This window comes from Neopoerus faecalis, from assembly GCF_029218125.1.
Lineage (GTDB): Bacteria > Bacillota > Clostridia > Oscillospirales > Oscillospiraceae > Oscillibacter > Oscillibacter faecalis_A.
In genome coordinates this window covers 1-20,818 of record NZ_JARFXX010000013.1, presented here as the reverse complement: position 1 = coordinate 20,818, position 20,818 = coordinate 1, and the positions used below count along the sequence as shown (strand labels likewise).

Here is a 20,818-nt window from a genome sequence, read left to right as displayed (position 1 = left end):
GTTTTCAGAACTTTTATGAAGTCCTGAAAACTTGTTCAGCGGGGAGAAAAGACTTTTTCGACACGCTGAGGGACTGTCCATCTGATTGTAGATGGACAGTCCCTTTTTGATTTTCAATGAACACGGCGCTGCGGCGTCAGGCCAGCGCTGCAGCAAATTCTGCCATGGCCGCAAGACCGTCCCGCAGGGTTTGGGCGGCACAGGCATAGCCGATTCGCGTACTGTGGGGCTGCTCAAAGCAGTCTCCCGGCGTGACAAAGGCTCCGGTCTGATGATACATTTTTTCGCAGAACTCATAGGACGGAATGTCAAAATCATAGTAGACCAGTGCGGTTGTACCGGCCTGTGGCTTCGTATAGTGGAAATGCGGGTGCGCCTGTATCCACGTATCCAGAATTGCAAGATTTTCGCGCACGATCTGCCGGTTGCGAGCAAGCATTTTATCGCTGTGCCGCAGGGCGACGGCGGCGATGGCGTCATCAAAAATACCGCAGCTAATGAGGTTATAATCCCGGTGAGAGAGGAAGGCTTTCAGCGCCGTCTGATCATGGGTGGCGATCCAGCCCATGCGGAGTCCCGCAAGGGAGAACACCTTGGACATACTGCTGACGGAAATTCCCTTTTCATACAGGTCCACAATGGATTCGCACCATTCATCCGTCTGCGTCAAATGGCGGTAGACCTCATCGCAGAGGATATAGGCGTCCGCGCTGCGGGCAATCTCAATGATTTGCTCCAACAGCTCCCGGGACATCAGTGCCCCGGTGGGATTGTTGGGATTGTTGATGCAGATCATCTTCGTGTCCGGCGTCACCAATGTACGAAGCTCGTCCAGATCGGGCAGATAGCCGTTTTCCTGCCGCAGATTCATGATGGCCACATCGGCGCCGATGGATGCAGGAATAGAGTAAAGCTGCTGGTAGGTGGGCATGATGCTCACTACGCGGTCCCCGGCGGAGATCAGGGAGCAGAAAACGTGGTGATTGGCACCGGCGGCGCCGTGGGTCAGCACGATCTCATCGGGACGGAGCGTGCGGTAGAGCTTGCAGATTCCCTCATGCAGAGCGGGACTGCCGTAAATATCTCCATAGGTTAAGCGCAGATCGCTGAGAGCGGCGAGAAATTCCTCCCGGTTTTCCCCGGTGATCGCAAACAGCTCATTCAGAGATACGGAGTCCACGCAGGTCTCCGCGATATTGTAGCGTGCGCCCATCTCATAGGCGTTCATCCATTCCTCCACGGCAAACGGTTTGATGTTCATGCTGATTTCCTCCTGATAAAAATTAAAAGGCAACCATGACGGAACCTTATCCGGCGGCTGCCGGAACACCTGCAGTTCCATCATGGATGCCTTTGACCCCTCAGCCGGTGCCAAGGGAAGCAATGCTGTTCAATTTTTTGCATAATAAGTATAATCTGTCCAGCGACAGTTTGTCAAGGAAAAATGTGAAAATTTATGCATGGAATTTTAAATATACGTATAGTTATTCACAAACGTTCATGCGCATACCCTCAGTCATTTTCGTCCGTGCCCTTATCGGAGGAAAGTCCCATGGCTTTCATTTTGCGCCAGAGGGTTGTGCGGCTGATATTCAGCAGCCCGGCCGCCTGTGTGCAGTTTCCGTTGGCCTGCGCGAGCGCGTAGCGAATCCGATCCTGCTCGGAGAGCAGAGTCCCTGCCTGTATGGGGAGGGAGGCCGCAGACAGCAGGGGCGCGGCAGCGGCGGATACTGGTTCGGTGCGGGCGATTCGGCGGTAAATTTCCGTTGTGATTACGGCCATCAGCGTCTCCGAGGAGTCTGCCGCCCCGGCGGTGACGGAGATCATGTGAGCGAAATTTTCCAGCTCCCGGATATTTCCTGGCCATGAATAGCTGCATAGCAGCGGTTCAAGCTGGTCGGCATGGGCTTGGAAGCGGCTGCTGAGCTCTGGGTTCAGGTGGAACATGAATTTGAAGAACAGCGGGAGAATGTCCTCCTGCCGGTCCTTCAGCGCGGGAATGTTCAGCTCCAGCACGGCTAAACGGTAATAGAGGTCCTCCCGGAATTGGTGCTCACAGGCCATTTTCCAGAGATCGCGGTTGGCGGCGGCGATGATTCGGGCGTCAAAGTGGATGACACGGTTGCCGCCCACATGGATGATCTGCTTTTCCTGAATGGCTCGCAGCAGCTTGGACTGCATGGGTAGGCTCAGCTCGCTGATCTCATCCAGGAAAATGGTGCCGGTGTGGGCCATTTCAAAATAGCCCGGCTTCCCGCCCTTTTTGGCCCCCGTGAAAGCGCCCTCATCGTAGCCGAACAGCTCACTTTCCAGCAGGGACTCCGTAATAGAGGAGCAGTTCACCGCCACAAAGGGATTTTCCGCCCGGAGGGAATGATTGTGGATGGACTGTGCCAGCACCTCCTTGCCGGTACCGGTGCTTCCTAAAATCAAAACGCTGTCCTCGTGGCGGGCAAAGCGCTTGGCAGTCTGGACCAGCGCATTGAACCGTTCGCTTCGGGAGACCATATCGGAAAAGTGGTGCTTTGCGGTAAAGCCCTTTTCACTGAGGGCCTGCCGGATGTGCAGCTCCTTCTTTTGAATCCACTCGATGCTGTCCAACGTGACCATCACGTTCGTGACGTTTTTCCGAAGATAGATGGGATAGCCAGAGAGAATGTGCTGGCCGCTGACAAGGTCTAAAATCACATTTCTCGCTGGAATGTGCTCTGTGTAAAGCTGCTGGACAGCCGGGGCATCCATGATCTCAAAAATGCTGTGCTGCGTCAGGTGGTCGTGAATTTTATTTAGGAATAGCTGCTGGGCGTTCTGGTTGCAGATGAGGATGGTGCCGCGCTCATCCGTGAATAGAATGGCATTTCTGGCGTTGTTGATGGCAAGATCCATCAGCTTGTTTTCCTGTGTCTTGACCCGGAGGGCCGCGGCGCTGTCATAGGCCATTTGAATATATGTCCGCAGGGACTCGCTGGGATAGAGAAAGACGGTGTGCATCCCGAACAGGCGGGCTTCGTCGCAGACAAGGCCGCTGCCGATAATGCAGCGGCAGCCCTCGTTCCAGTGTTTTTGAATCAGCCGCGGGAGATCGGCGACGTTGTCATAGGCATCAACAGTAATGGGAACGGCTAAAATATTTTTAATGCGCTCGGTCAGATTTGTGTACTGTTTGATAGGGAAAATAATAACAGGATGAGAATTTTCGTAGGTGATGGCCTCGCTGTAGGCGGAGAGAATATCGTAGAGGCTTGGCTCGATATTGATAATGGGCTTGTCCGTCACCCTTCGCAGGAGCTTGGTATTATAGCCGCTGGAGACCAGTACATCCGCATCCTCTAACTCTATAGGAAGGGTGATTCGTTCATCCATCAGCGTTTCAGAAAAAACAAAATCCGCATCCAGATGCAGATATTCCACCTCCTGAGCCAAGGCCCGGCTCAGCATACCGATGCTGACGATACCGATTTTACAGCGCATTTCGTCACCTCGCATATACATATAGAGTATTTTTAATTGTTTTTTTGGCAATCATACCATGAAATGCTTCGAAATGCAACATATTTTCGAGTGCGTTTCAAAATGAAGCGTTTCATGAAACATGATAGAAAAAGTCCCATTTGCGCGTAAACGTTTTGCGTAAAAAATGCGCGAATGGAGTATTGTCAAAGCTCAACAAGAAGAAAGCAACTATTTTGACAAGACCTACAAGAAAAAGGAATTTACATCGCTTTCATATAAAATGGCACGTTTATTGCTACGTATCAAAGCATCGGAAGTTCACTTCCAAATCTGATTCAAGAGAGGAAAAAAGCTATGGAAAAGAAACTGTCCCTTTCTCAGCAAATCGCAGAGATCGGTGCCGGCCTGAAGTTTGAAGACCTGCCGGAGCGTGTTGTCAACAACTCCAAGATGTTCATTATGGACCTACTGGGCAATATCATTGCCTCCCGCCATGTGGACTCCAGCCTCACCTGCCTGAAGGCTGTCCGTGAGCTGGGGGATGGTGATCCTGTTTCCACTGCCATTGGCTGCAACTACAAGACAACGCCTCAGATGGCCGCTTTGATCAACGGCACCTTCGGCCACGCTTTCGATATGGATGACGACCATCGTTACGGCACCCAGCATTCCTCCGTGGTGGTGTTCCCCGCCATTCTGGCTCTGGCCGAGAAGTACGGCTGCAGCGGCAAGGACGTTCTGACCGCCTTTGCCTACGGCTCCGAGATCACCATCCGTCTGGGCGAGGCCTTCGAGGGTCAGACCTATTATCAGGGCTTCCATCCCACCGGCACCTGCGGCGTGTTCGGCGCCACCGGCGGTGCTGCCAAGCTGCTGGGGCTGGACGCCGAGAAAATCACCTACGCACTGGGTCTTGCCGGCAGTCAGGCCGCCGGTCTGTTGGAGTGGAAAGCACAGGGTACATGGTCCAAGCGCTATCAGGCCGGTCATCCCGCCATGTGCGGCGTTATCAGCGCCATCATGGCTAAGAATGGCTATACTGCTCCCACCACGGTTTGGGACGGTCAGGATGGCTTCTTGCGTGCCTATTCCTATAAGGACATCTGGAACGAGGCCAAGGTCTATGAGGAGTTCGGCAAGCGCTGGGAGATGGCCGATACCTCTATCAAGGTGCACGCCTGCTGCCGCTTCTCCGCGCCTTTGGCTGATGCTGGCGTGGACCTGTTCAACCGCGGTGTGGATTACAAGCAGGTCGATTCCATTCTGGCCCGCGTGAATAAATATTCCATCAAGGTCCTCACTATCCCGGAGGAGACCAAGGCCGATCCCAAGACCGTTGTGGACGCGCAGTTCTCTCTGCCCTATGCCATTGCCTGCGGCATGGTGAAGGGTCACGAGAATATCGACGACTATACCTATGAGGCCATCCGCGATCCCGAGGTGCTGGATCTGGCGAAAAAGGTCAAGTGGGTCCTTGATCCCGAGATCGAAAAGGTTTATCCCAAGTATTATCCCTGCACCGTGGAGGTCACCATGAAGGATGGCAGCGTCATCACCTCCCACACCGAGTATCCCAAGGGCGATCCCGAAAATCCTGTGACCTGGGACGAGGCTGTTGAGAAGTTCCGCTTCATGGCCGGCCATGAGATGGGCACCTATAAGGTCCAGAAGATCATCGACCTGTGCGCTCATTTGGAGGAACTGCCCAATCTCAACGAACTGGTTGACCTGCTGTATTGATTTAGCACATTTAATAAAATATAATATTCACCGTGCACCCGGTATTCCCGGGTGCACGGAGGCCCACATTGCATATCGCCTGTATTTTTACGGTGAAACGGAGCTTTCTTTAAGTGACATAATATCAAATAAATAAAAAAGTAGTGACTTTGCTTTACCATATCAACCAAGGGAGGAAAACAAATGAGTACAAAAAAGAAACAGACTTTGTACTGGATCCTTTTCGCAATCTATGTCTTCTTCGTATTCAGTCCCTTTATTATTCCGAGTCTGAATGTGGTTGAACCTATGATCCTCGGCACGCCGTTTACCATGTGGTACACCAATCTGGTTATTCTGGCAGGCTGCGGTTTGGTGTTCTATGGCTCAAAAAAACTCTGGCAGAGTTTTGATGAAACAAATGATAACGGGGAGGGAATATAAATGGGTGCATATACGATTGCGGCAATTATCGCTATTGTTGTCTATTTGGCATTCAGTTTGGCTGTTGGCTTAGGCCTTGGCTATAAGGAAGAAACGGTTTCTACTTCCCGAGGCTACTTTATCGGTACTGGTACACAGAATTTTATTCTGTTTTTTACTACCGTTGCAACATGGTTTTCTACAGGCCTTTATCAGGGCGTTGTGGGGTCTCTTTATAAAAATGGCATTGGATGGATTGGCATTAGTACTTGGCAGCTATTGGTCGTTTCTTGTATGGGCGTATTTGGCCCTCGCTTCTGGAAGCTATCCAAGGCGCATAACTTTGTGACTCCGGCCCAGCTTGTTGCTGATTATTACCGTTCCAAGGGGTTTAAGCTCCTGATTGCTGTTGGTATGTTGGCCTTTTGCATCCCTTCTATGATGGCACAGATTCGCGGTGTGTCTTGGGCTATGAGTGCTATTACCAACGATGTAATTTCCTTTAAGGCAGCTATCCTGATTACTGCTGTGGTTGTGGGTATTTATGTGTACTTCGGCGGCTTTACTTCACAGGCATGGGTTGATACCGCTCAGGGCCTTTTGTTTATCGTGATCCTGTGGGGATGCCTGTTTATCGTTGCTGGCACGAACGGCGGTTATGCCGAAAGCTGGCGCCGTTTGATCGAGAGTGCTCCTGATGTCCTGTACTATAAGGATACAACTCAGTATTGGAGCTGGAGGCGATATCTCTCCTTTTTCTTCATTCAAGGCCTTGGCGGCTTCTTTGCTCCCTATGTGTGGCAGCGCACTTATGCGGCAAAATCCAGCAAGGATTGCCGCAAGCTGGCTGGCTACATGGGTGCATTCTTCTGCTTTGCAGTTTGCCTCCCGGTGGTATTCTGTGGCCTGAATATGCACGTTTCCATGCCTGAAATGGCAAACCCTGAAAACGGCCTCGTGGCTTTTATGGCTGAATATGCGCCCGTTTGGGGTATTTTTGTTACGCTCGGCATTCTGGCAGCCGGGATGTCGACCATTTCTTCTATTTTGGTAACCTGCTCATCTATTCTTGCGATTGACATCGGTGAAACTGTTAAGCCGGACGCTTCAGATGCAAAGGTCAGACAGTGGGGGCGCATTTTTGTTTTGATTATTTTGGCAATTGGTGTGATTATGTCTTTCATGACTATTCAGACCATTGAAATCCTCATTAATCTGACATTGGCTGGCTTTGCACAGATGATCGTCCCGGTTCTCGGCATTTTCGTATTCAAGCGGATGACGAAGGAGGGGGCCTGCATTGGCTATTTGGCAGGCTTGATTGTATCTGCATTGGGTACTATTACTTGGGGGAATCCCCTTGGCTTCATGGGTGGCTTTTGGGGCTTCTTGGCAAATATTGTTCTGTGTGTCGTAGTCAGCATGATGACAAAGCCTGTTGATGCGGATTGGAGAGAAAAATATCTGGCCCCGCTGAAAAGGCCTGATAGGGTATAGTGCTTAACGGGAACTGAACCTTTAAAAAGCAAGCAAATATAAGGGACTGATATCCCAAACAGCTTTTGGGGATTGTTTGGGATATTAGATTAACAAATGGAGCAGAAATAAGATTTTAACCGGGGGAATGTTCATGACACTTGCTGAAAAGCTGGTAAAACCAATTTATAGAATGACGTATAAGGAGTTACCGGCAGAGGTCATTGAGAAAGTTAAGCTGTGCTTGCTCCACTCATTGGCGTGTGCCTATGTTGGAATCGATGAACGGTGGTCTAAGGCTGCCCGCGAAATGACAGCAACGCTGCACCCGGCGGGAAACGCATCCATTTGGTTTTCAACACGGAAGTCCAATATGGCAGATGCTGCATTTGTAAATGCGGTTTACGCTCAGAGTATTCTGTATGAGGATATTCATCGGGACAGCAATGCGCATCCGGGTGTGGTTATTATTCCGACTGCTTTGGCTGTGGCGGAAGAAACAGGCGCACCCATGACAGAGGTTGTCACGGCAATAGTTGCCGGTTATGAAATGATGGCTCGCATTGGACGCGGTACGGCGTGTCCAGAGTTTGGCTCTCGGGGCTTTCGTCCTACCTCTATTATTGGAACCTTTGGCAGTTGTATGACGGCAGGGCGGCTTTTGGGACTGACCTATGAACAGCAGCTTACAGCCTTTGCGCTTTCTGCCAGCTTTACGGCCGGCATCAATCAATGGGCCATTGAAGGTACAGATGATCTCTATTTCCAGAATGGTACTGCTGCTCGTGGTGGTATTGTAGCGGCACAGCTGGCCAAACGAGGCGTAATGGCACCAGCAAAAATCGTAGAAGGTGATGCGGGTATCTGCGCTGCATTTGGCCTTTCTCAAGCAAACTTGGAGTCTTTGGATTGCGAAGATGGACATTATTCCATTTTGGATGTGCTATTTAAGCCAGCTCCGGCCTGCGCGTTGGTGCAAACAACAGCACAGGCTGCCATAGACGCTGTAAGGCAGGGAATTCAGCCTGCGGATATTGTGTCTGGCGTTATCTACACATTTCAATTGGGCAAGACCTATGCTGGCTGCGATAATCCGGGCCCATTTGATGCACTTCTGCAGGCGAGGATGAGTAATCACTTCAATTTTGCGGCATCTATGGTACACCAAAGAATCGCCAATGCAAATTATTACGATTTCAAAAATCCGGAAGTTACACGGCTTGCTGGTGTTTTGAAATTGGAGGTAGACCCAGAATATACGGGGAAATTTCCGGTAAAGCAGCCTGTGCGTGTGGAACTGGAGCTACGGAATGGGGAAACGAGGACCATTTACCGGGAAGAACCGGTTTATTTGCAGCCAGAGGATAATATTGCCAAGCTTGATGAACACTGTAGTGCTGATTTGGGCGAGCTCCGCTTGGCACGAATCGTGGACATGATAATGAAATTGGATCAGCTGAAGACTCCGGGTGAGCTGTTGGACCTGTTCATAAAGGAGAGTGACCATGGCAAGCTTTAAAATCTACCCGCTTCATGTGGGCGATTTGAATCGGCAGAAATCGAATTTGGCCTTTATGCAGTCTCCGGGTGTCAAAATTGATTTCCCACTGATTTGCTGGTATCTGACGGATGGTGTGCATCATGTTATGGTCGATACTGGCGGAACGGAACCGGATAATCGGTGGCAGCCTCACACACGGACTCCGGAGCAGCATCCTGAGGCGGCGCTGAAACGACTGGGTGTGAAGCCTGAGAACATTACGACCGTGGTTTTGACTCATTTACACTGGGACCATGCTGGCAACAATGACCTGTTTCCGAATGCGACATTCTATGTGCAAAAGCAGGAACTGGAGGAGGCAGAAAATCCACCAGTAAAAATTTTTGCAGGCTCTTATGACCGGGAAGAGATTTTCAAGACACGGTATATGACCTTGGACGGTGATAGCCAGATTATGGATGGTATCCGTGTAATCACAACGCCGGGTCATACGCTTGGTTCACAGTCTGTTGTTGTGGATACAGAGGCTGGCCCTCATATTATTGCCGGTGATTTGATTGGCCTTTTAGAATGCTATGAGCATGACCCTATGTTTGTCAATGGGATTCACATTGATCTGCGGGACTATTTTGCCAGTCTGGAGCGCGTAAAAGCAATCGGAGGTGTTGTATTGCCGGGGCATGATTACCGTGTGTTTGAACACGATGTTTATCCGGCAGAAAAAGTGTAAAGTGGGTGTAAGAAAGGTTATAAAGGAAGTGCAGTATGTACAGCCCTGAAATGGAACGGATTCCCTGCGTGATCATGCGCAGCGGAACCAGTAAAGGCATATATCTTCTCAGCAACGATCTTCCCGAAGACCCCGAGACCCGGGATAAGGTCATCCTGTCTATCTTCGGCAGCCCAGACAGCCGTCAGATCGACGGACTTGGCGGCGCCGATCCCCTGACCAGCAAGCTGGCCATTATCAGCGTGTCCGACCGCGAGGACGCTGACATCGATTACACCTTCGGTCAGGTAGAAATTAAAAAGCCCTATGTGGACTATTCCAGCAATTGCGGCAATATTTCCGCGGGTGTCGGTCCCTTTGCCATTCAACAGGGGCTGGTCAGGGCCGTGGAGCCGGTGACTACGGTGCGTATCTACAACACCAACACCAAGAAGGTATTTGTAGCGGAGGTTCCCGTGAAGAACGGCAAGCCGCAGGTAAAGGGCGGCTACAAGGTGGACGGTGTGCCTGGCACCGGCGCCCGTATCGGCATCAACATGGCCGGAACTATCGGCGCCAAGACCGGCCGCCTGCTGCCCACCGGCAATGCAATGGACACACTGGATATCAAGGGCTTTGGCCTTTTGCCCGTATCCATGCTGGATGCCGGCAGTCCCATGGTGTTCGTCCGGGCCAAGGACCTTGGCCTGAAGGGGACCGAGTCCCCCGGTGAGATCGACAGCGACCCCAAAATGCTGGAGTTGCTGGAGGAGATTCGCACCACGGCGGCGGTGGTCATGGGCATTGCCCCGGATCAGGAAACGGCCCGCACCAAAATCCGTGCGGTCCCAATGGTGGCGTTCGTATCACCTCCGCAGGACTACGCCAGCCACATTGATGGGATACCGGTTTCCGCGAACGATATTGATTTCGTATCCCGGGACATGTTTATGGGAATCATGCACAAGACCTATTCCGGTACGGCCACGGTCTGCACCGGCTGCGCTGCGGTGACGCCCGGCACCATTGTCAATGAGGCCATGGGTAAGACCATCACGGACGGTATGGTGCGGATCGGACACCCCGGCGGCATTATCGAATGCGATATGAGCGTTCGGGATGGGAAGATCGTCAAGGCGGCTTATGGCCGCACTGCCCGCAGAATCATGGAGGGCTACGTCTATGTGCCCCGGGAGATTCTGGACTGAGGCGGAAACACATACAACTAAAAAGGAGGACTTTACGTTATGAGAGCAACGAGTGGAAAATCCGGCGCGCAGGTGCTGCGCGAGCGTTTGAAGAAGCCTGAAATTCTGGTGGCCCCTGGTGCTTATGATTGCCTGTCCGCCAGACTTGTAGAAAGAATGGGCTTTGAGGCCGCCTTTATGACCGGCTTCGGCGCGTCCGCCTCCATTCTGGGCCAGCCGGATTACGGCCTGATGACCATGAACGAGATGGCCACCGTCTGCGCCAATATGAACGCTGTTTTGAATATCCCCCTGATCGGCGACATCGACACCGGCTACGGAAACCCCCTCAACGTGTTCCGCACCGTGCGCGAGTTTGAGCGCGCCGGTATGGCTGCTGTTCATCTGGAGGATCAGGTGTTCCCCAAGCGTTGCGGCCATATGGAGAAAAAGGCCGTGATTCCCATGGAGGAGCACGTAGAGAAGATTCGCGCCGCCGTGGAGGCCCGGGACGAGATGCTGATTATCGCCCGGACCGATGCCTATGCTACGCACGGTTTGGATGAGACCCTGCGGCGTCTGGAGGCGTACCGCGATGCCGGTGCCGACATCATCTATGCCGATGGACTGCCCACCGTGGAGGCTATGAAAGCTGTCTGCGCCATTCCCGGTGTTTACAAATTCGGCAATCAGGTGGAGGGCGGCAAGTCTCCCACCCTGAGCTTTGAGGAACTGCAGGAGATCGGCTATGATATCGTGATCTATCCCGTGGGGACCGCCTTTGCCGCAGAGAGGGCCATTGAAAACTATCTCAAGAGTCTGAAGGAGAACCACTCCAATAAGGAAATCATCGCCTCCGGCTCTGTTCCCGGCTTTGCCGAGTTCAACGCCGCGATGGGCATGGAGGCCCTGACCGACATGGAAAAGAAGTTCCAGGTGGACGTATTTAAGAAGAAGCACAGCGAGGAAAACGGTTGATCCCGCCACGGGACAGAAGGGAGAGCTGCGTACAATGGGTATGACAATGACGCAGAAAATCTTCGCCCGGCACTGCGGCGCGGAAAGCGTTGCGGCAGGCGATCTGATCAACGCAAGGCTGGATCTGGTCATGGGCAGCGATGTGACCGCCCCTATCGCCATTCAGGCAATGGAGACCCACGGTCTTGACCGGGTGTTCAATCCAGAAAAAATCGTGCTGGTCATGGACCACTTTGCCCCCAACAAGGACATTCAGGCGGCGCGGAACTGCGCCACCTGCCGGGCCTTCGCGCAAAAGCACGGCATCAAAAACTTCTATGATGGCGGACGGATGGGAATTGAGCACGCGCTGCTGCCGGAGCAGGGCTTTATTGCTCCGGGCGAGCTGATTATCGGTGCGGATTCCCATACCTGCACCTACGGCGCGCTGGGCGCGTTTTCGACAGGCATCGGCTCTACGGATATGGCTGGTGGTATGTATGCCGGTGAAAGCTGGTTCAAGGTCCCCAAGGCCATCCGGGTGGAGTTGACGGGAAAATTTCCAGAATTTGTGGGCGGCAAGGATGTGATTTTAACGCTGATCGGCATGATCGGTGTGGATGGCGCCCGCTATATGAGTATCGAGTTCACCGGCGATGCCATTGCGGATATTTCCATTGACGACCGGTTTGCCATCTGCAACATGGCCATTGAGGCCGGTGCCAAGAACGCCATTTTTCCTGTTGATGCGGTTACGCTGGAATATCTGCAGGGTCGGGTGGACCGCCCCTTCGCGCCGGCAAAGCCGGATTCGGACGCCGTGTATGAGCGGACGATTCGGATGGACCTGTCCAAGCTCAAGCCCGTGGTGGCTGCGCCTCATCTGCCCTCCAACGTCAAGCCGGTGGAGGAGTACGCCGGGCTGCCGGTGGATCAGGTGATCATCGGCTGCTGCACTAACGGCCATATTACGGACTTGCGTCAGGCGGCCCAGATTATGCGGGGCCATAGGGTTGCGGAGCGTGTGCGCTGCACGATCATCCCCGCCACGCCCACCATTTATCTTCAGGCAATGGAGGAGGGACTGTTGGAGCTGTTTGTCCGCGCCGGCGCCACCGTGTCCATGCCTACCTGCGGCCCCTGCAACGGCGGCCATGTAGGCGTACTGGCGGATGGTGAGCGGTGCGTTTCCACCACGAACCGAAACTTTGTGGGCCGGATGGGCGCCAAGACCTCAGAGGTCTATCTGGCCAGCCCTGCCGTAGCGGCGGCCTGCGCCGTAGCAGGTGTGATCGTGACACCTGAGGAGGTGAAATGATGGCCGGAACCGTATTTAAATATGGCAGCAATGTGGACACGGATGTAATTCTGCCCGCTCGCTATCTGGCGCTTTATAAGGACGAGGATTTGGCGGCGCACTGCATGGAGGATTTGGACAGCGGCTTTGTTACCGGCGTCCAACCCGGGGATTATATCGTGGCCGGTGAAAATTTCGGCTGCGGCTCCTCCCGGGAGCACGCTCCCATTGCCATCAAGGCCAGCGGCATTCGCTGCGTGATCGCGGCCTCCTTCGCCCGGATTTTCTACCGCAACGCCATCAACATCGGCCTGCCTATTGTGGAAAGCCCGGAAGCAGCCAGAGAGATCTGTGCCGGTGACCGGCTGGAGGTGGATTTGAAAAGCGGCGTGATTCACAATCTGACGCAGAGCAGGACCTATCAGTTCGGCGGCTTCCCGGTGTTCATTCAGGAAATGGTGGATGCAGGTGGGTTGCTGTCTTATCTGAGCCAAAAACACTGACAACGATTAGATTCGTTCAGCAAAAAAAGAAGCGCCTCCGCTCAGCGGGGGCGCTTTGACGTATTGAATATTTCTGCTGTAAGTGAATTTTTCGTGCCGCCGTGGCAAATAAAAGCAGTTGCCGGGAATGCAAAAGCATGGTAAAATTCTGCTGATGGATTCTACAGCAGAAAAGAGAAAATAATATGGAAGCATTTTATGGTATTTTAATTCCGTTTCTCGGTACATCGCTGGGCGCGGCGTGTGTATTCTTTATGAAAAAAACGCTGAGCGATACCGTGCAGCGCTCACTGACCGGCTTTGCTGCGGGCGTGATGGTGGCCGCCTCAGTGTGGAGCCTTCTGATTCCCGCCATTGAGCAGTCCTCTAATGCGGGAAGGCTCGCATTTTTGTCCGCGTTCCTCGGCTTTTGGATTGGTATTTTGTTCCTGCTGACGCTGGACCATATCATCCCGCATCTGCACGCCAAAAGCGGACAGGTGGAGGGCCCCAAAAGCCGCCTCCAGCGTACGACGATGATGGTGCTGGCAGTCACGCTGCACAATATTCCGGAGGGAATGGCGGTCGGCGTGGTGTATGCGGGCTACCTCTCCGGCAGCGCAAAAATCACGGCGGCGGGGGCGCTGGCCCTATCACTGGGTATCGCTATTCAAAATTTTCCCGAGGGCGCGATTATTTCGCTCCCGCTGCGCGCGGAGGGCATGAGCAAGGGCAGGGCCTTCGCAGGCGGTGTGCTTTCCGGCGTTGTGGAGCCTATCGGCGCGGTACTGACGATTTTGGCCGCATCGCTTATCGTCCCGGCGCTGCCGTACCTTCTGAGCTTTGCAGCAGGCGCAATGCTCTATGTGGTGGTGGAGGAGCTGATTCCCGAAATGTCCCAGGGGACGCACTCCAATATCGGAACGGTGTTTTTCGCCGTTGGCTTCAGTCTGATGATGGCGCTGGATGTGGCGCTGGGCTGAGACTGAGAAAAATCAAGGGGATAACGAAGCGGCGCGGCTGCACCTAAAAGGTGCAGCCGCGCTGATTTCTTCTGTGTAGAAAAGCCTACTCACATCCGCAGCTTCCAGTCTGCCGCAGCTGTTCGCAGCTCTACCAGCTTGCGGTACAAGCCGTTCTTTTGCATCAGCTCCTCATGGGTGCCGTTCTCCGCCACAACACCTCCGCTGAGAACAACAATCTTGTCAGCGTTTTCCACCGTTCGCATCCGGTGGGCGATGATAAACACAGTCTTTCCTTTCACCAGATGGGTGATGGTCTCCTGAATTTCCGTTTCGTTGTCCACATCCAGAGAGGCGGTGGCCTCGTCCAGTAGAATCACGGGCGCGTTTTTCAAAAGTGCATGGGCGATGGAAAGCCGTTGGCATTCGCCGCCGGAAAGGGTGGAGCCGTTTTCTCCGATGACCGTTTGATAGCCATTCGGCAGCTTCTCAATGAATTCGTGGCAGTGGGCGGCCTTGGCGGCGGCGATCACCACCGCGTCTGTCGCGTCCTTGCGGCCCACCCGGATGTTCTCCATCACGGTGTTGTTAAACAGCACAACATTCTGGAATACCACGGAGAAGTCCTTCATCAGAACTGTTGAGTCGATGGGAGCGATGTCCGTGCCGCCCAGCGTGATTCTGCCGCTGTCCACGGTATAAAAGCCCGCGGCAAGATTGGCAATGGTGCTCTTTCCGCCGCCGGAGGGACCTACCAGCGCCGTGACCTGTCCTTGCTTTGCGGTGGAGAAAACGTCTTTCAACACCGGCTTGCCGGGTTCGTAGGAAAAGCGCATATGATCAAAGGTGATGTCATAGCCGTTGGTGTGATAGTCCTTCTCGCCGGTTTCCTCCGGGTAGTTCTGGATGGCCTTCAGCCGGTCCACCTGCAAATCCACGCTGAAAAGCTCTGCCATGTTGGTCATGGCGCCGGAGAGCGGGTCATACAGCCGGGAGGCGGCGATCAGGAACAGAATATACGCAAAGAGCGTTGTCTCGCTGCGCAGTATCAGCATGTTGCCTACAACCATAACGGTGGCCAGCCCCAGCCGGAGGAACATCTGCCCGGCGGTGACCAGACTGGCCGTGGCCGTTTCCGATGAGATTTGTGACGCCTCCGCGGCATCGATCTTCGCGTCCAGCTTTTTGAGGTATTGCTCCTCCAGATTGCAGGCCTCGATATCCTGCACGGTCTCCAGACATTCCTGAATACCCTCCGCCAGAGTGAGTTTTGCGTTCATGTGCTTTTTGCCCAGCTTTACCTGCAGCTTGCGGGACAAAAGGACGATGGCGAAGGAGACAGGCGCTACCCAGAGCAGGGCAAGACCCATCCGCCAGTCATAAATCAGCAGCGCGATGCAGACAATCGCCGTGGAAAGGATGGAGCCCCAGAACTGGGCAACTGTGTACGAAAAGGCGTGCTCGAAGCCCGCACAGTCACCCATGATGGTGTGCTGGTCAGGTCGGAGAGGTCACGCTTGTGGAAGAAGCGCAGAGGCAGTGTCCGCAGCTTTTCCGCCAGTGTGATGCGGCGGCGCTCACTTTCCTGATAGGTTCCCAAGTAGGTCACTGTGTACTGCATATAATGCAGCAGGAAGATCAGCGCGAGAATAATGATGCCAATGGCTGTATACAGCAGAGCGTTGGTGCTTTTTCCATCTGCGCCCAGCAGGGGGGATAGAAATGCGTTCAGCACATAGGCCAGCAGCGCTACCGGCAGTATCAGACTGATGTAGGCCAGCGCAGAGTAAATGATACCATTGAAAAGGTCCTTTGCGCCCTGTTCGCTGAGGGCGCATTTTTCCTGAAGATAGTTCATGCTCACTTGCCCTCCTTTCCAACCTTCCACTGGGCGGACGTCTGATAGTCCTTCCACATGGAGGCATAGCGGCCGCCCTGTGCCAGCAATGCCTCGTGGGTGCCGCGTTCGATGATCTTTCCTTCGTCAAACACCAGAATCTCATCGGCGTCCTGCACGGTGGAAAGGCGGTGGGCAATCATCAGGACCGTCTTTTTTCGGTCAGCTTCTCAAAGGCAAGCTGAATCTGGTGTTCGTTTTCTGCGTCCGAGAAGGCGGTGGCTTCATCCAGAATGATGATGGGGGCGTCCTTCAAAATTGCCCTTGCCAGCGCAATGCGCTGGTTCTCGCCGCCGGAAAGATAGGTGCCGCCGCTGCCAACCACGGTATCAAGGCCATGGGGAGCCGGTCGATGATCTCTTTACACTGTGCGGCCTCTGCGGCGTGCAGGACCTCCTCCCGCGTGGCGTCCTGCCGTGCGGCGCGGATATTTTCCAGCAGGGTGTCCTTAAAGGGCTTTGTGGTCTGGAACACAAAGGCGATTCGACGCATCAGGTCCTGCTTGCTGATCTGCCGCACATCCACGCCGCCGACAAGAATCCGCCCCTCAGAGGCGTCATAGAAGCGGGGAATGAGCTGTGCTGCGGTGGATTTGCCGCTGCCGGAAGTGCCCACCAGCGCGACGGTCTTTCCGGGCGGAATCTGAACGAAATATGGTCCAGAGCCTTTTTATCCGTACCGGGGTAGCTGAAGGACACATTTTCAAAGGCCACGGAAGCGTCCTTGGGCTGTTGTGGGAGCTCCGCCTCCGCCAAGGGCTGTTCCTTCAAAACGCCCTCGATGCGGTTTACAGCGCTTTTGGCGGCCATTAACTGCTCTCCGGCGAACATAACGCGGCTCATCATCGTGGTGCAGATGGGGGTAAACAGGCTGTAGAACAGAAAGTCCGGCAATATCTCCTGATAGGCAGCCTGACCAGTGACGCCGGAGAGGATCATGCAGGCCACGGGAATCAGCAGAATAAACATTCCGTTCAGTGCCACATTAAAGCCTGTCAGCGGAATGCGGCATTTCAGCGCGTAGCCGGAGGCGTACTTTTCGTATTCCTCAATGGCGGCGTGGAAATTTTTGAAGGAGTAAACCGTCTGCTGGAACACCTTCACCACGGGAATACCGCGGATATATTCCGCCGCCTCCTTGTTCATGGTTTCCAGCGCAGCCATGTAGCCCTCCATAAAGTGAGCATTGTCGCCGCCCATCATCTGCTTCATGCAGAAAAAGCTGATGACCAGAGGGACAAGACAGCACACGCCCAGCCGCCAGTCGAAGGTAAAAATCAGAATGAGCACCGCAATGGGCATCACCACAGCGCCCGTCAGATCCGGGAGCTGGTGCGCCAGAAATTCCTCCGTCAGTCCCGCGTTGTCATCGATGACCTTGCGAAGACGTCCGCTGGCATTCTGACTGAAATAGCCCAGCGGCAGCGTGACGATGTGGTGCAGGGCCGCTTTTCGCATGTTGGATGCCGTGCGGAAGGCGGCCAGATGGGAACAGCACAGGGCAAGAAAATACAGCAGGATGCTTAGAACAGAAAAGCCCACCGCCCACCATGCGTAGACACCGCTGTGCATAGCAAGGCTCATGTCTCCCGCCGCCAGCGCGCTTAGCAGATCGCGCACTACGAACCAGATGCAGACGAAGGGAATCATGGACAGCACCGTGCTGACTCCGGCAAGGACCATGCCTAAAATTGTGAGATAGTGCCGAGAACCTACATACGCGAACATTCTGGAAATTTCAGAGTTCTTTTTCAGGAAAATCGTTCCTCCTTTGGTGAATGCGGCAGGGGGCGGAGAAAACTCCGCCCCCTGCCGAAATGCTACCATCGCTGACAGGCGTGTTTACCCTTGTTAATCAATGGTATTTTTACGCAGACAGATTTTCTGTGCAGAACAGCTTAATACAGTTCTCAATCACAGTCTGATCGTAGTCCGTAGAAATGCCGGAGGCCAGCCAGTAAGCATACGGACCCGCGTCATACTGACCCAGTGCGTCCAAATCGCTGCCGTAGCGGAACTCAATGTGATAGGTGGTTGTGTTGGTATCGGGAGCCATGCAAAAGTATGTAAACTCGCCGGAATCGGCGTCATCGCTCTCATACTCGTACAGGCCGCGGATTTCCTCCATACCGACATAGTGGTAGGTGTGGGAGAAGATTTCATTACCCGCCGCATCGTAGCCCTTGATGGCAGAGTTTGCACCGTCAAATTCCAGAGTGCTCAGCCCCCCCGGTGAAGGAGCAGTCATAAACGCCGCCGCCATTGGCGTAGGGCGCGACAGCTTCTTCGCCGTAAACAGTGCCGGTGACCATGGAGGAGAGCTTATCGTAGGCGACCTGCTGATTACGAAGTGTATCCGGGCACTCCGTCTGCTGCTTTTTAAGGCTCTTTGAGGCTTTCCGCTCGGTATATTGCGGGAGGTACGCCCTATCCGCTCACTGTTTCCGTCCACTCGTTTCGTTGTGTGGGTCACAATTCTCCGCCATCATACAAAAAATTTTAATTATAGCATTCAGCGGCGCAGAATACAGCCAGAAAGCAATTTGCAAACCAGTCATATTTTGCGCCGCCGTAGTCAATAAAAAGGTTCTTTGCGTTGAGTAGCTTTGATGAATACTTTAGGAATTCGGAAACACAACAGAAATCGCACTGGCACCGTCATAATATTTCCGGCTTGACATCTGCTCCGTAGTAATCAGGAAGCTGACCTCAGAGTTGGCAGTCCCCTGACGGTAGGTGTAGGAGGTCTTGCCGCTGACGGTTTTGGGCGTGGAGAGCATATTGGCATCAGGGTGGTAACGGTAGATAATATGGCTGCTGTACGACGGCTTTTTTCTTTTGCCGTCGTCCGGCAGTTACCTTTTCATATCTCAATTCAAATCAAGTCTATTCATACTTTTTTCCAACAACATATATTGGAAGAAATACGCTGCATAACATGATTGCCAAGAAAACATACTTCCCGATATTTTCCCATACGGCTACCGCCATACTGCTTATCAGAAGATTGAGAATTGGAAGCAGGATCATATTCAGGCACAAGGACAACCGAAGCGCTTGCACAATATGCGGCCAGTTACGGTTATTGAAGTTAACTCCCGGAACATGCATACGGAACGGGCCATCATAGAAAATGTTTACATTGTTTTCGTCATAAAGCCTTGAAAGTTTCGTCCGCACAAAGCAGCAAAAATACGCGCCGAATACTGCCCACATGAGTACAAATGTTACCAAGGCATCCATACAGGGTTTTGCCGTTGTATAGTTCAGAAACGTGCTGATGCCGCATATCAGAAGTGAGATTCCATAAATGACAATCCACTTACTTTTAACATGATATGCTCTTTCGGGCGCTTCGTCCGCATAAGTGATTGCCGTCTTAACAATATCCTCAACTTTATCAGGTTTTAGTACATCATTGTTCGGCAATTTCTCACACATTAAAAGTTCCGTAACGGAAACATCCAACAGATTTGCCAGCGGGATCAATAGAACGGTATCGGGCAAGCTAACTCCCGTTTCCCATTTGCTGACCGCCTTATCAGATATACAGAGTTGTTCTGACAACTCTTTTTGAGTGATTCCTTTTTCTTTGCGAAGTGCGGCGACAAATGCGCCAAATTTCTTCTTATCAATATTGAACATTGATTTTAACCTCCTGTGATTGCTAAGATCATTATCGCTCTAACGCTGCCATTTCGCAACCGAATTGCAAGCGAGTTTCTATTTTGAGGTCGAATGTAGATAGAGTTCCCGTAATTCCGCCAATTCTGTTTGAAAAACACTTTATTAAACCATCCAGAATGTGTTGTTAAAAACATCAGGATACTGTAATCAATAAAAACTTAACCGTCAATGGGCATCCACTTTCAAAGTGGATGCCCATTGACGGTTGTTCACTGTTTTTTGAGCCATTCAAAAAATGCGTCTCGGGAGATCTCCTCCCGCTCGCATTTATCCTTTTCCGCTCTGGCCCGCTCGCTCCAATCGTAAAACTGCTGGTCGGTGATCCGTCCGGCCTTGATCCACGCAAAGCGCCGCTTGTATTCTTTCCGGTAGGCTTTGAAAGCATCATTGCCTGCCTGCCGGAGCGTCCACTGCTTCAGAGCGCCGATGTCGCGGCAGCGCTGCTGCCCTTTCGGAACGGGCCGCTCGCAATACTCCGCACTGACCCGCCCGGTCTGCGGAAACCATCGCCCGCAGTTCTTGCAGCGCCGCACAGTGATGTTCCGCTCCACGCAGCTTCGCAGAGAGTAGTCGATCATGTCCCGGATGCCGGAGGAATACAGCACCGGCGAACACCGCCCCGGCTCCACCGGCTCAAAGCTGAGCGGGATGGGGTGAAAACAAAACAGGTCGGGATCTTTCGGAGAGTCGTGAAAGTAATTTTTTGCCGCCTGTGCCTGCGGCTCCCGTCCCGCGCTGTCTACATCCAGCACCAACTCAAAAAAGCGTTGGATCTGCTGCTGATACCGCGGAAGCTGCTCGGGAAGCTGCCGCAGCTCATCCAGCATTTGTGCATCCTCTGCACTGCCACGGTCATTTTGAATGAACATCGCTGTCTGACGGTAGTAACAGTGGACATAGAGAAGCTGAAAATAAATGTGTACGGAGGCTAATCCCCCCAGCTTTCTCTTGAAATTCTCAAGTGCGTCCCTGTCATCCTCTGCGATAAACCGGCTCCAGTTATCAGTGATGCTTTGCAGTATCGGCGTCACTTCCGCACAGTCCAGTTCCTGAAAGGCAAGCAGGCTTT

The 20,818-nt window shown here is 53.0% G+C and carries 21 protein-coding genes and 1 pseudogene; 10 read left to right on the top strand and 12 right to left on the bottom strand.

Going from position 1 to position 20,818, the window contains the following annotated elements; all coding sequences use genetic code 11:
• Positions 1-136 precede the first annotated feature (136 nt).
• Both PY311_RS11710 and PY311_RS11705 read right to left on the bottom strand, forming a co-directional pair.
• Positions 137-1,261, bottom strand: coding sequence for an aminotransferase (locus tag PY311_RS11710; protein WP_286148879.1), 1,125 nt, complete (start codon positions 1,259-1,261; stop codon positions 137-139).
• Positions 1,262-1,512: 251 nt separating this feature from the next.
• Positions 1,513-3,471, bottom strand: coding sequence for a sigma 54-interacting transcriptional regulator (locus PY311_RS11705; protein WP_286148878.1), 1,959 nt, complete (start codon positions 3,469-3,471; stop codon positions 1,513-1,515).
• Between the two features lie 336 nt (positions 3,472-3,807).
• Between PY311_RS11705 and PY311_RS11700 the strand changes: the two genes are divergently transcribed.
• From PY311_RS11700 to PY311_RS11655, 10 genes are all read left to right on the top strand, one after another.
• Complete coding sequence (locus PY311_RS11700) at positions 3,808-5,193, top strand: MmgE/PrpD family protein (protein ID WP_286148877.1); 1,386 nt, start codon at positions 3,808-3,810, stop codon at positions 5,191-5,193.
• 183 nt (positions 5,194-5,376) lie between these two features.
• On the top strand, positions 5,377-5,616 hold the full coding sequence (locus PY311_RS11695) for a hypothetical protein (RefSeq protein ID WP_286148876.1): 240 nt from the start codon (positions 5,377-5,379) through the stop codon (positions 5,614-5,616).
• Complete coding sequence (locus PY311_RS11690; RefSeq protein ID WP_286148874.1) at positions 5,617-7,092, top strand: sodium:solute symporter family protein; 1,476 nt, start codon at positions 5,617-5,619, stop codon at positions 7,090-7,092. It begins immediately after the preceding gene.
• A gap of 133 nt (positions 7,093-7,225) precedes the next feature.
• The gene (locus PY311_RS11685) at positions 7,226-8,590 is read left to right on the top strand and encodes an MmgE/PrpD family protein (protein WP_286148873.1); all 1,365 of its coding nucleotides are present in this window, start codon (positions 7,226-7,228) and stop codon (positions 8,588-8,590) included.
• Positions 8,577-9,302: an N-acyl homoserine lactonase family protein gene (locus tag PY311_RS11680; RefSeq protein WP_286148871.1), complete on the top strand. Its 726-nt coding sequence runs from the start codon at positions 8,577-8,579 to the stop codon at positions 9,300-9,302. The genes PY311_RS11685 and PY311_RS11680 overlap by 14 nt, the downstream gene beginning before the upstream one ends.
• A 35-nt stretch (positions 9,303-9,337) precedes the next feature.
• Positions 9,338-10,489 carry a 2-methylaconitate cis-trans isomerase PrpF family protein gene (locus PY311_RS11675; protein WP_286148870.1) on the top strand — a complete coding sequence of 384 codons (1,152 nt, stop codon included), beginning with the start codon at positions 9,338-9,340 and terminating at the stop codon, positions 10,487-10,489.
• Between the two features lie 39 nt (positions 10,490-10,528).
• Entirely contained in the window at positions 10,529-11,446 is a 918-nt protein-coding gene (locus PY311_RS11670) for an isocitrate lyase/PEP mutase family protein (protein WP_286148869.1), read from the top strand.
• Positions 11,447-11,480: 34 nt separating this feature from the next.
• On the top strand, positions 11,481-12,743 hold the full coding sequence (leuC, locus tag PY311_RS11665; RefSeq protein WP_286148867.1) for a 3-isopropylmalate dehydratase large subunit: 1,263 nt from the start codon (positions 11,481-11,483) through the stop codon (positions 12,741-12,743).
• The gene (locus PY311_RS11660; protein ID WP_286148866.1) at positions 12,740-13,225 is read left to right on the top strand and encodes a 3-isopropylmalate dehydratase small subunit; all 486 of its coding nucleotides are present in this window, start codon (positions 12,740-12,742) and stop codon (positions 13,223-13,225) included. Before leuC ends, PY311_RS11660 begins: the two co-directional genes overlap by 4 nt.
• A gap of 185 nt (positions 13,226-13,410) precedes the next feature.
• Positions 13,411-14,187: a ZIP family metal transporter gene (locus PY311_RS11655; protein ID WP_286148865.1), complete on the top strand. Its 777-nt coding sequence runs from the start codon at positions 13,411-13,413 to the stop codon at positions 14,185-14,187.
• An 89-nt stretch (positions 14,188-14,276) separates the two neighbouring features.
• On the opposite strand, the gene PY311_RS11650 is transcribed toward PY311_RS11655, so the two are convergent.
• The 10 genes and pseudogenes from PY311_RS11650 to PY311_RS11625 form a co-directional block, all read right to left on the bottom strand.
• Positions 14,277-15,650, bottom strand: coding sequence for an ABC transporter ATP-binding protein (locus tag PY311_RS11650; RefSeq protein WP_350309746.1), 1,374 nt, complete (start codon positions 15,648-15,650; stop codon positions 14,277-14,279).
• Positions 15,551-16,024 carry a hypothetical protein gene (locus tag PY311_RS12735; protein WP_350309744.1) on the bottom strand — a complete coding sequence of 158 codons (474 nt, stop codon included), beginning with the start codon at positions 16,022-16,024 and terminating at the stop codon, positions 15,551-15,553. The genes PY311_RS11650 and PY311_RS12735 overlap by 100 nt, the downstream gene beginning before the upstream one ends.
• 2 nt (positions 16,025-16,026) lie before the next feature.
• A complete protein-coding gene (locus PY311_RS12730) occupies positions 16,027-16,206 on the bottom strand; it encodes a hypothetical protein (RefSeq protein ID WP_350309743.1) in 180 nt (59 codons plus the stop codon).
• A complete protein-coding gene (locus tag PY311_RS12725) occupies positions 16,206-16,388 on the bottom strand; it encodes an ATP-binding cassette domain-containing protein (protein ID WP_350309742.1) in 183 nt (60 codons plus the stop codon). Before PY311_RS12725 ends, PY311_RS12730 begins: the two co-directional genes overlap by 1 nt.
• Complete coding sequence (locus tag PY311_RS12720) at positions 16,316-16,678, bottom strand: ATP-binding cassette domain-containing protein (RefSeq protein WP_350309741.1); 363 nt, start codon at positions 16,676-16,678, stop codon at positions 16,316-16,318. The genes PY311_RS12725 and PY311_RS12720 overlap by 73 nt, the downstream gene beginning before the upstream one ends.
• Positions 16,679-17,079: 401 nt before the next feature.
• Positions 17,080-17,745 (bottom strand): annotated as a pseudogene (locus PY311_RS12715) (ABC transporter transmembrane domain-containing protein); the annotation flags it as partial.
• 184 nt (positions 17,746-17,929) lie between these two features.
• Complete coding sequence (locus PY311_RS11640) at positions 17,930-18,310, bottom strand: hypothetical protein (RefSeq protein WP_286148864.1); 381 nt, start codon at positions 18,308-18,310, stop codon at positions 17,930-17,932.
• Between the two features lie 370 nt (positions 18,311-18,680).
• Positions 18,681-18,842 carry a hypothetical protein gene (locus tag PY311_RS11635; RefSeq protein ID WP_286148863.1) on the bottom strand — a complete coding sequence of 54 codons (162 nt, stop codon included), beginning with the start codon at positions 18,840-18,842 and terminating at the stop codon, positions 18,681-18,683.
• A 106-nt stretch (positions 18,843-18,948) separates the two neighbouring features.
• Positions 18,949-19,707, bottom strand: a complete 759-nt coding sequence (locus tag PY311_RS11630) for a helix-turn-helix domain-containing protein (protein WP_286148862.1) — start codon at positions 19,705-19,707, stop codon at positions 18,949-18,951.
• 251 nt (positions 19,708-19,958) lie between these two features.
• A partial coding sequence (locus tag PY311_RS11625) for a DUF6076 domain-containing protein (protein ID WP_286148861.1) occupies positions 19,959-20,818 on the bottom strand: 860 nt, incomplete at its 5' end.

What these genes read in the sequence shown, in the direction of transcription:
- PY311_RS11685 (WP_286148873.1), top strand. Translation starts at nt 7,226, where the DNA reads ATGACACTTGCTGAAAAGCTGGTAAAACCAATTTATAGAATGACGTAT.
- PY311_RS11695 (WP_286148876.1), top strand. Translation starts at nt 5,377, where the DNA reads ATGAGTACAAAAAAGAAACAGACTTTGTACTGGATCCTTTTCGCAATC.
- PY311_RS11660 (WP_286148866.1), top strand. Translation starts at nt 12,740, where the DNA reads ATGATGGCCGGAACCGTATTTAAATATGGCAGCAATGTGGACACGGAT.
- PY311_RS11670 (WP_286148869.1), top strand. Translation starts at nt 10,529, where the DNA reads ATGAGAGCAACGAGTGGAAAATCCGGCGCGCAGGTGCTGCGCGAGCGT.
- PY311_RS11700 (WP_286148877.1), top strand. Translation starts at nt 3,808, where the DNA reads ATGGAAAAGAAACTGTCCCTTTCTCAGCAAATCGCAGAGATCGGTGCC.
- PY311_RS11640 (WP_286148864.1), bottom strand. Translation starts at nt 18,310, where the DNA reads ATGACTGCTCCTTCACCGGGGGGGCTGAGCACTCTGGAATTTGACGGT.
- PY311_RS11710 (WP_286148879.1), bottom strand. Translation starts at nt 1,261, where the DNA reads ATGAACATCAAACCGTTTGCCGTGGAGGAATGGATGAACGCCTATGAG.
- PY311_RS11630 (WP_286148862.1), bottom strand. Translation starts at nt 19,707, where the DNA reads ATGTTCAATATTGATAAGAAGAAATTTGGCGCATTTGTCGCCGCACTT.
- PY311_RS11705 (WP_286148878.1), bottom strand. Translation starts at nt 3,471, where the DNA reads ATGCGCTGTAAAATCGGTATCGTCAGCATCGGTATGCTGAGCCGGGCC.
- PY311_RS11655 (WP_286148865.1), top strand. Translation starts at nt 13,411, where the DNA reads ATGGAAGCATTTTATGGTATTTTAATTCCGTTTCTCGGTACATCGCTG.
- PY311_RS11650 (WP_350309746.1), bottom strand. Translation starts at nt 15,650, where the DNA reads ATGGGTGACTGTGCGGGCTTCGAGCACGCCTTTTCGTACACAGTTGCC.
- PY311_RS11680 (WP_286148871.1), top strand. Translation starts at nt 8,577, where the DNA reads ATGGCAAGCTTTAAAATCTACCCGCTTCATGTGGGCGATTTGAATCGG.
- PY311_RS12730 (WP_350309743.1), bottom strand. Translation starts at nt 16,206, where the DNA reads ATGATTGCCCACCGCCTTTCCACCGTGCAGGACGCCGATGAGATTCTG.
- PY311_RS12735 (WP_350309744.1), bottom strand. Translation starts at nt 16,024, where the DNA reads ATGAACTATCTTCAGGAAAAATGCGCCCTCAGCGAACAGGGCGCAAAG.
- PY311_RS11675 (WP_286148870.1), top strand. Translation starts at nt 9,338, where the DNA reads ATGTACAGCCCTGAAATGGAACGGATTCCCTGCGTGATCATGCGCAGC.
- PY311_RS11690 (WP_286148874.1), top strand. Translation starts at nt 5,617, where the DNA reads ATGGGTGCATATACGATTGCGGCAATTATCGCTATTGTTGTCTATTTG.
- leuC (WP_286148867.1), top strand. Translation starts at nt 11,481, where the DNA reads ATGGGTATGACAATGACGCAGAAAATCTTCGCCCGGCACTGCGGCGCG.
- PY311_RS11635 (WP_286148863.1), bottom strand. Translation starts at nt 18,842, where the DNA reads ATGCTCTCCACGCCCAAAACCGTCAGCGGCAAGACCTCCTACACCTAC.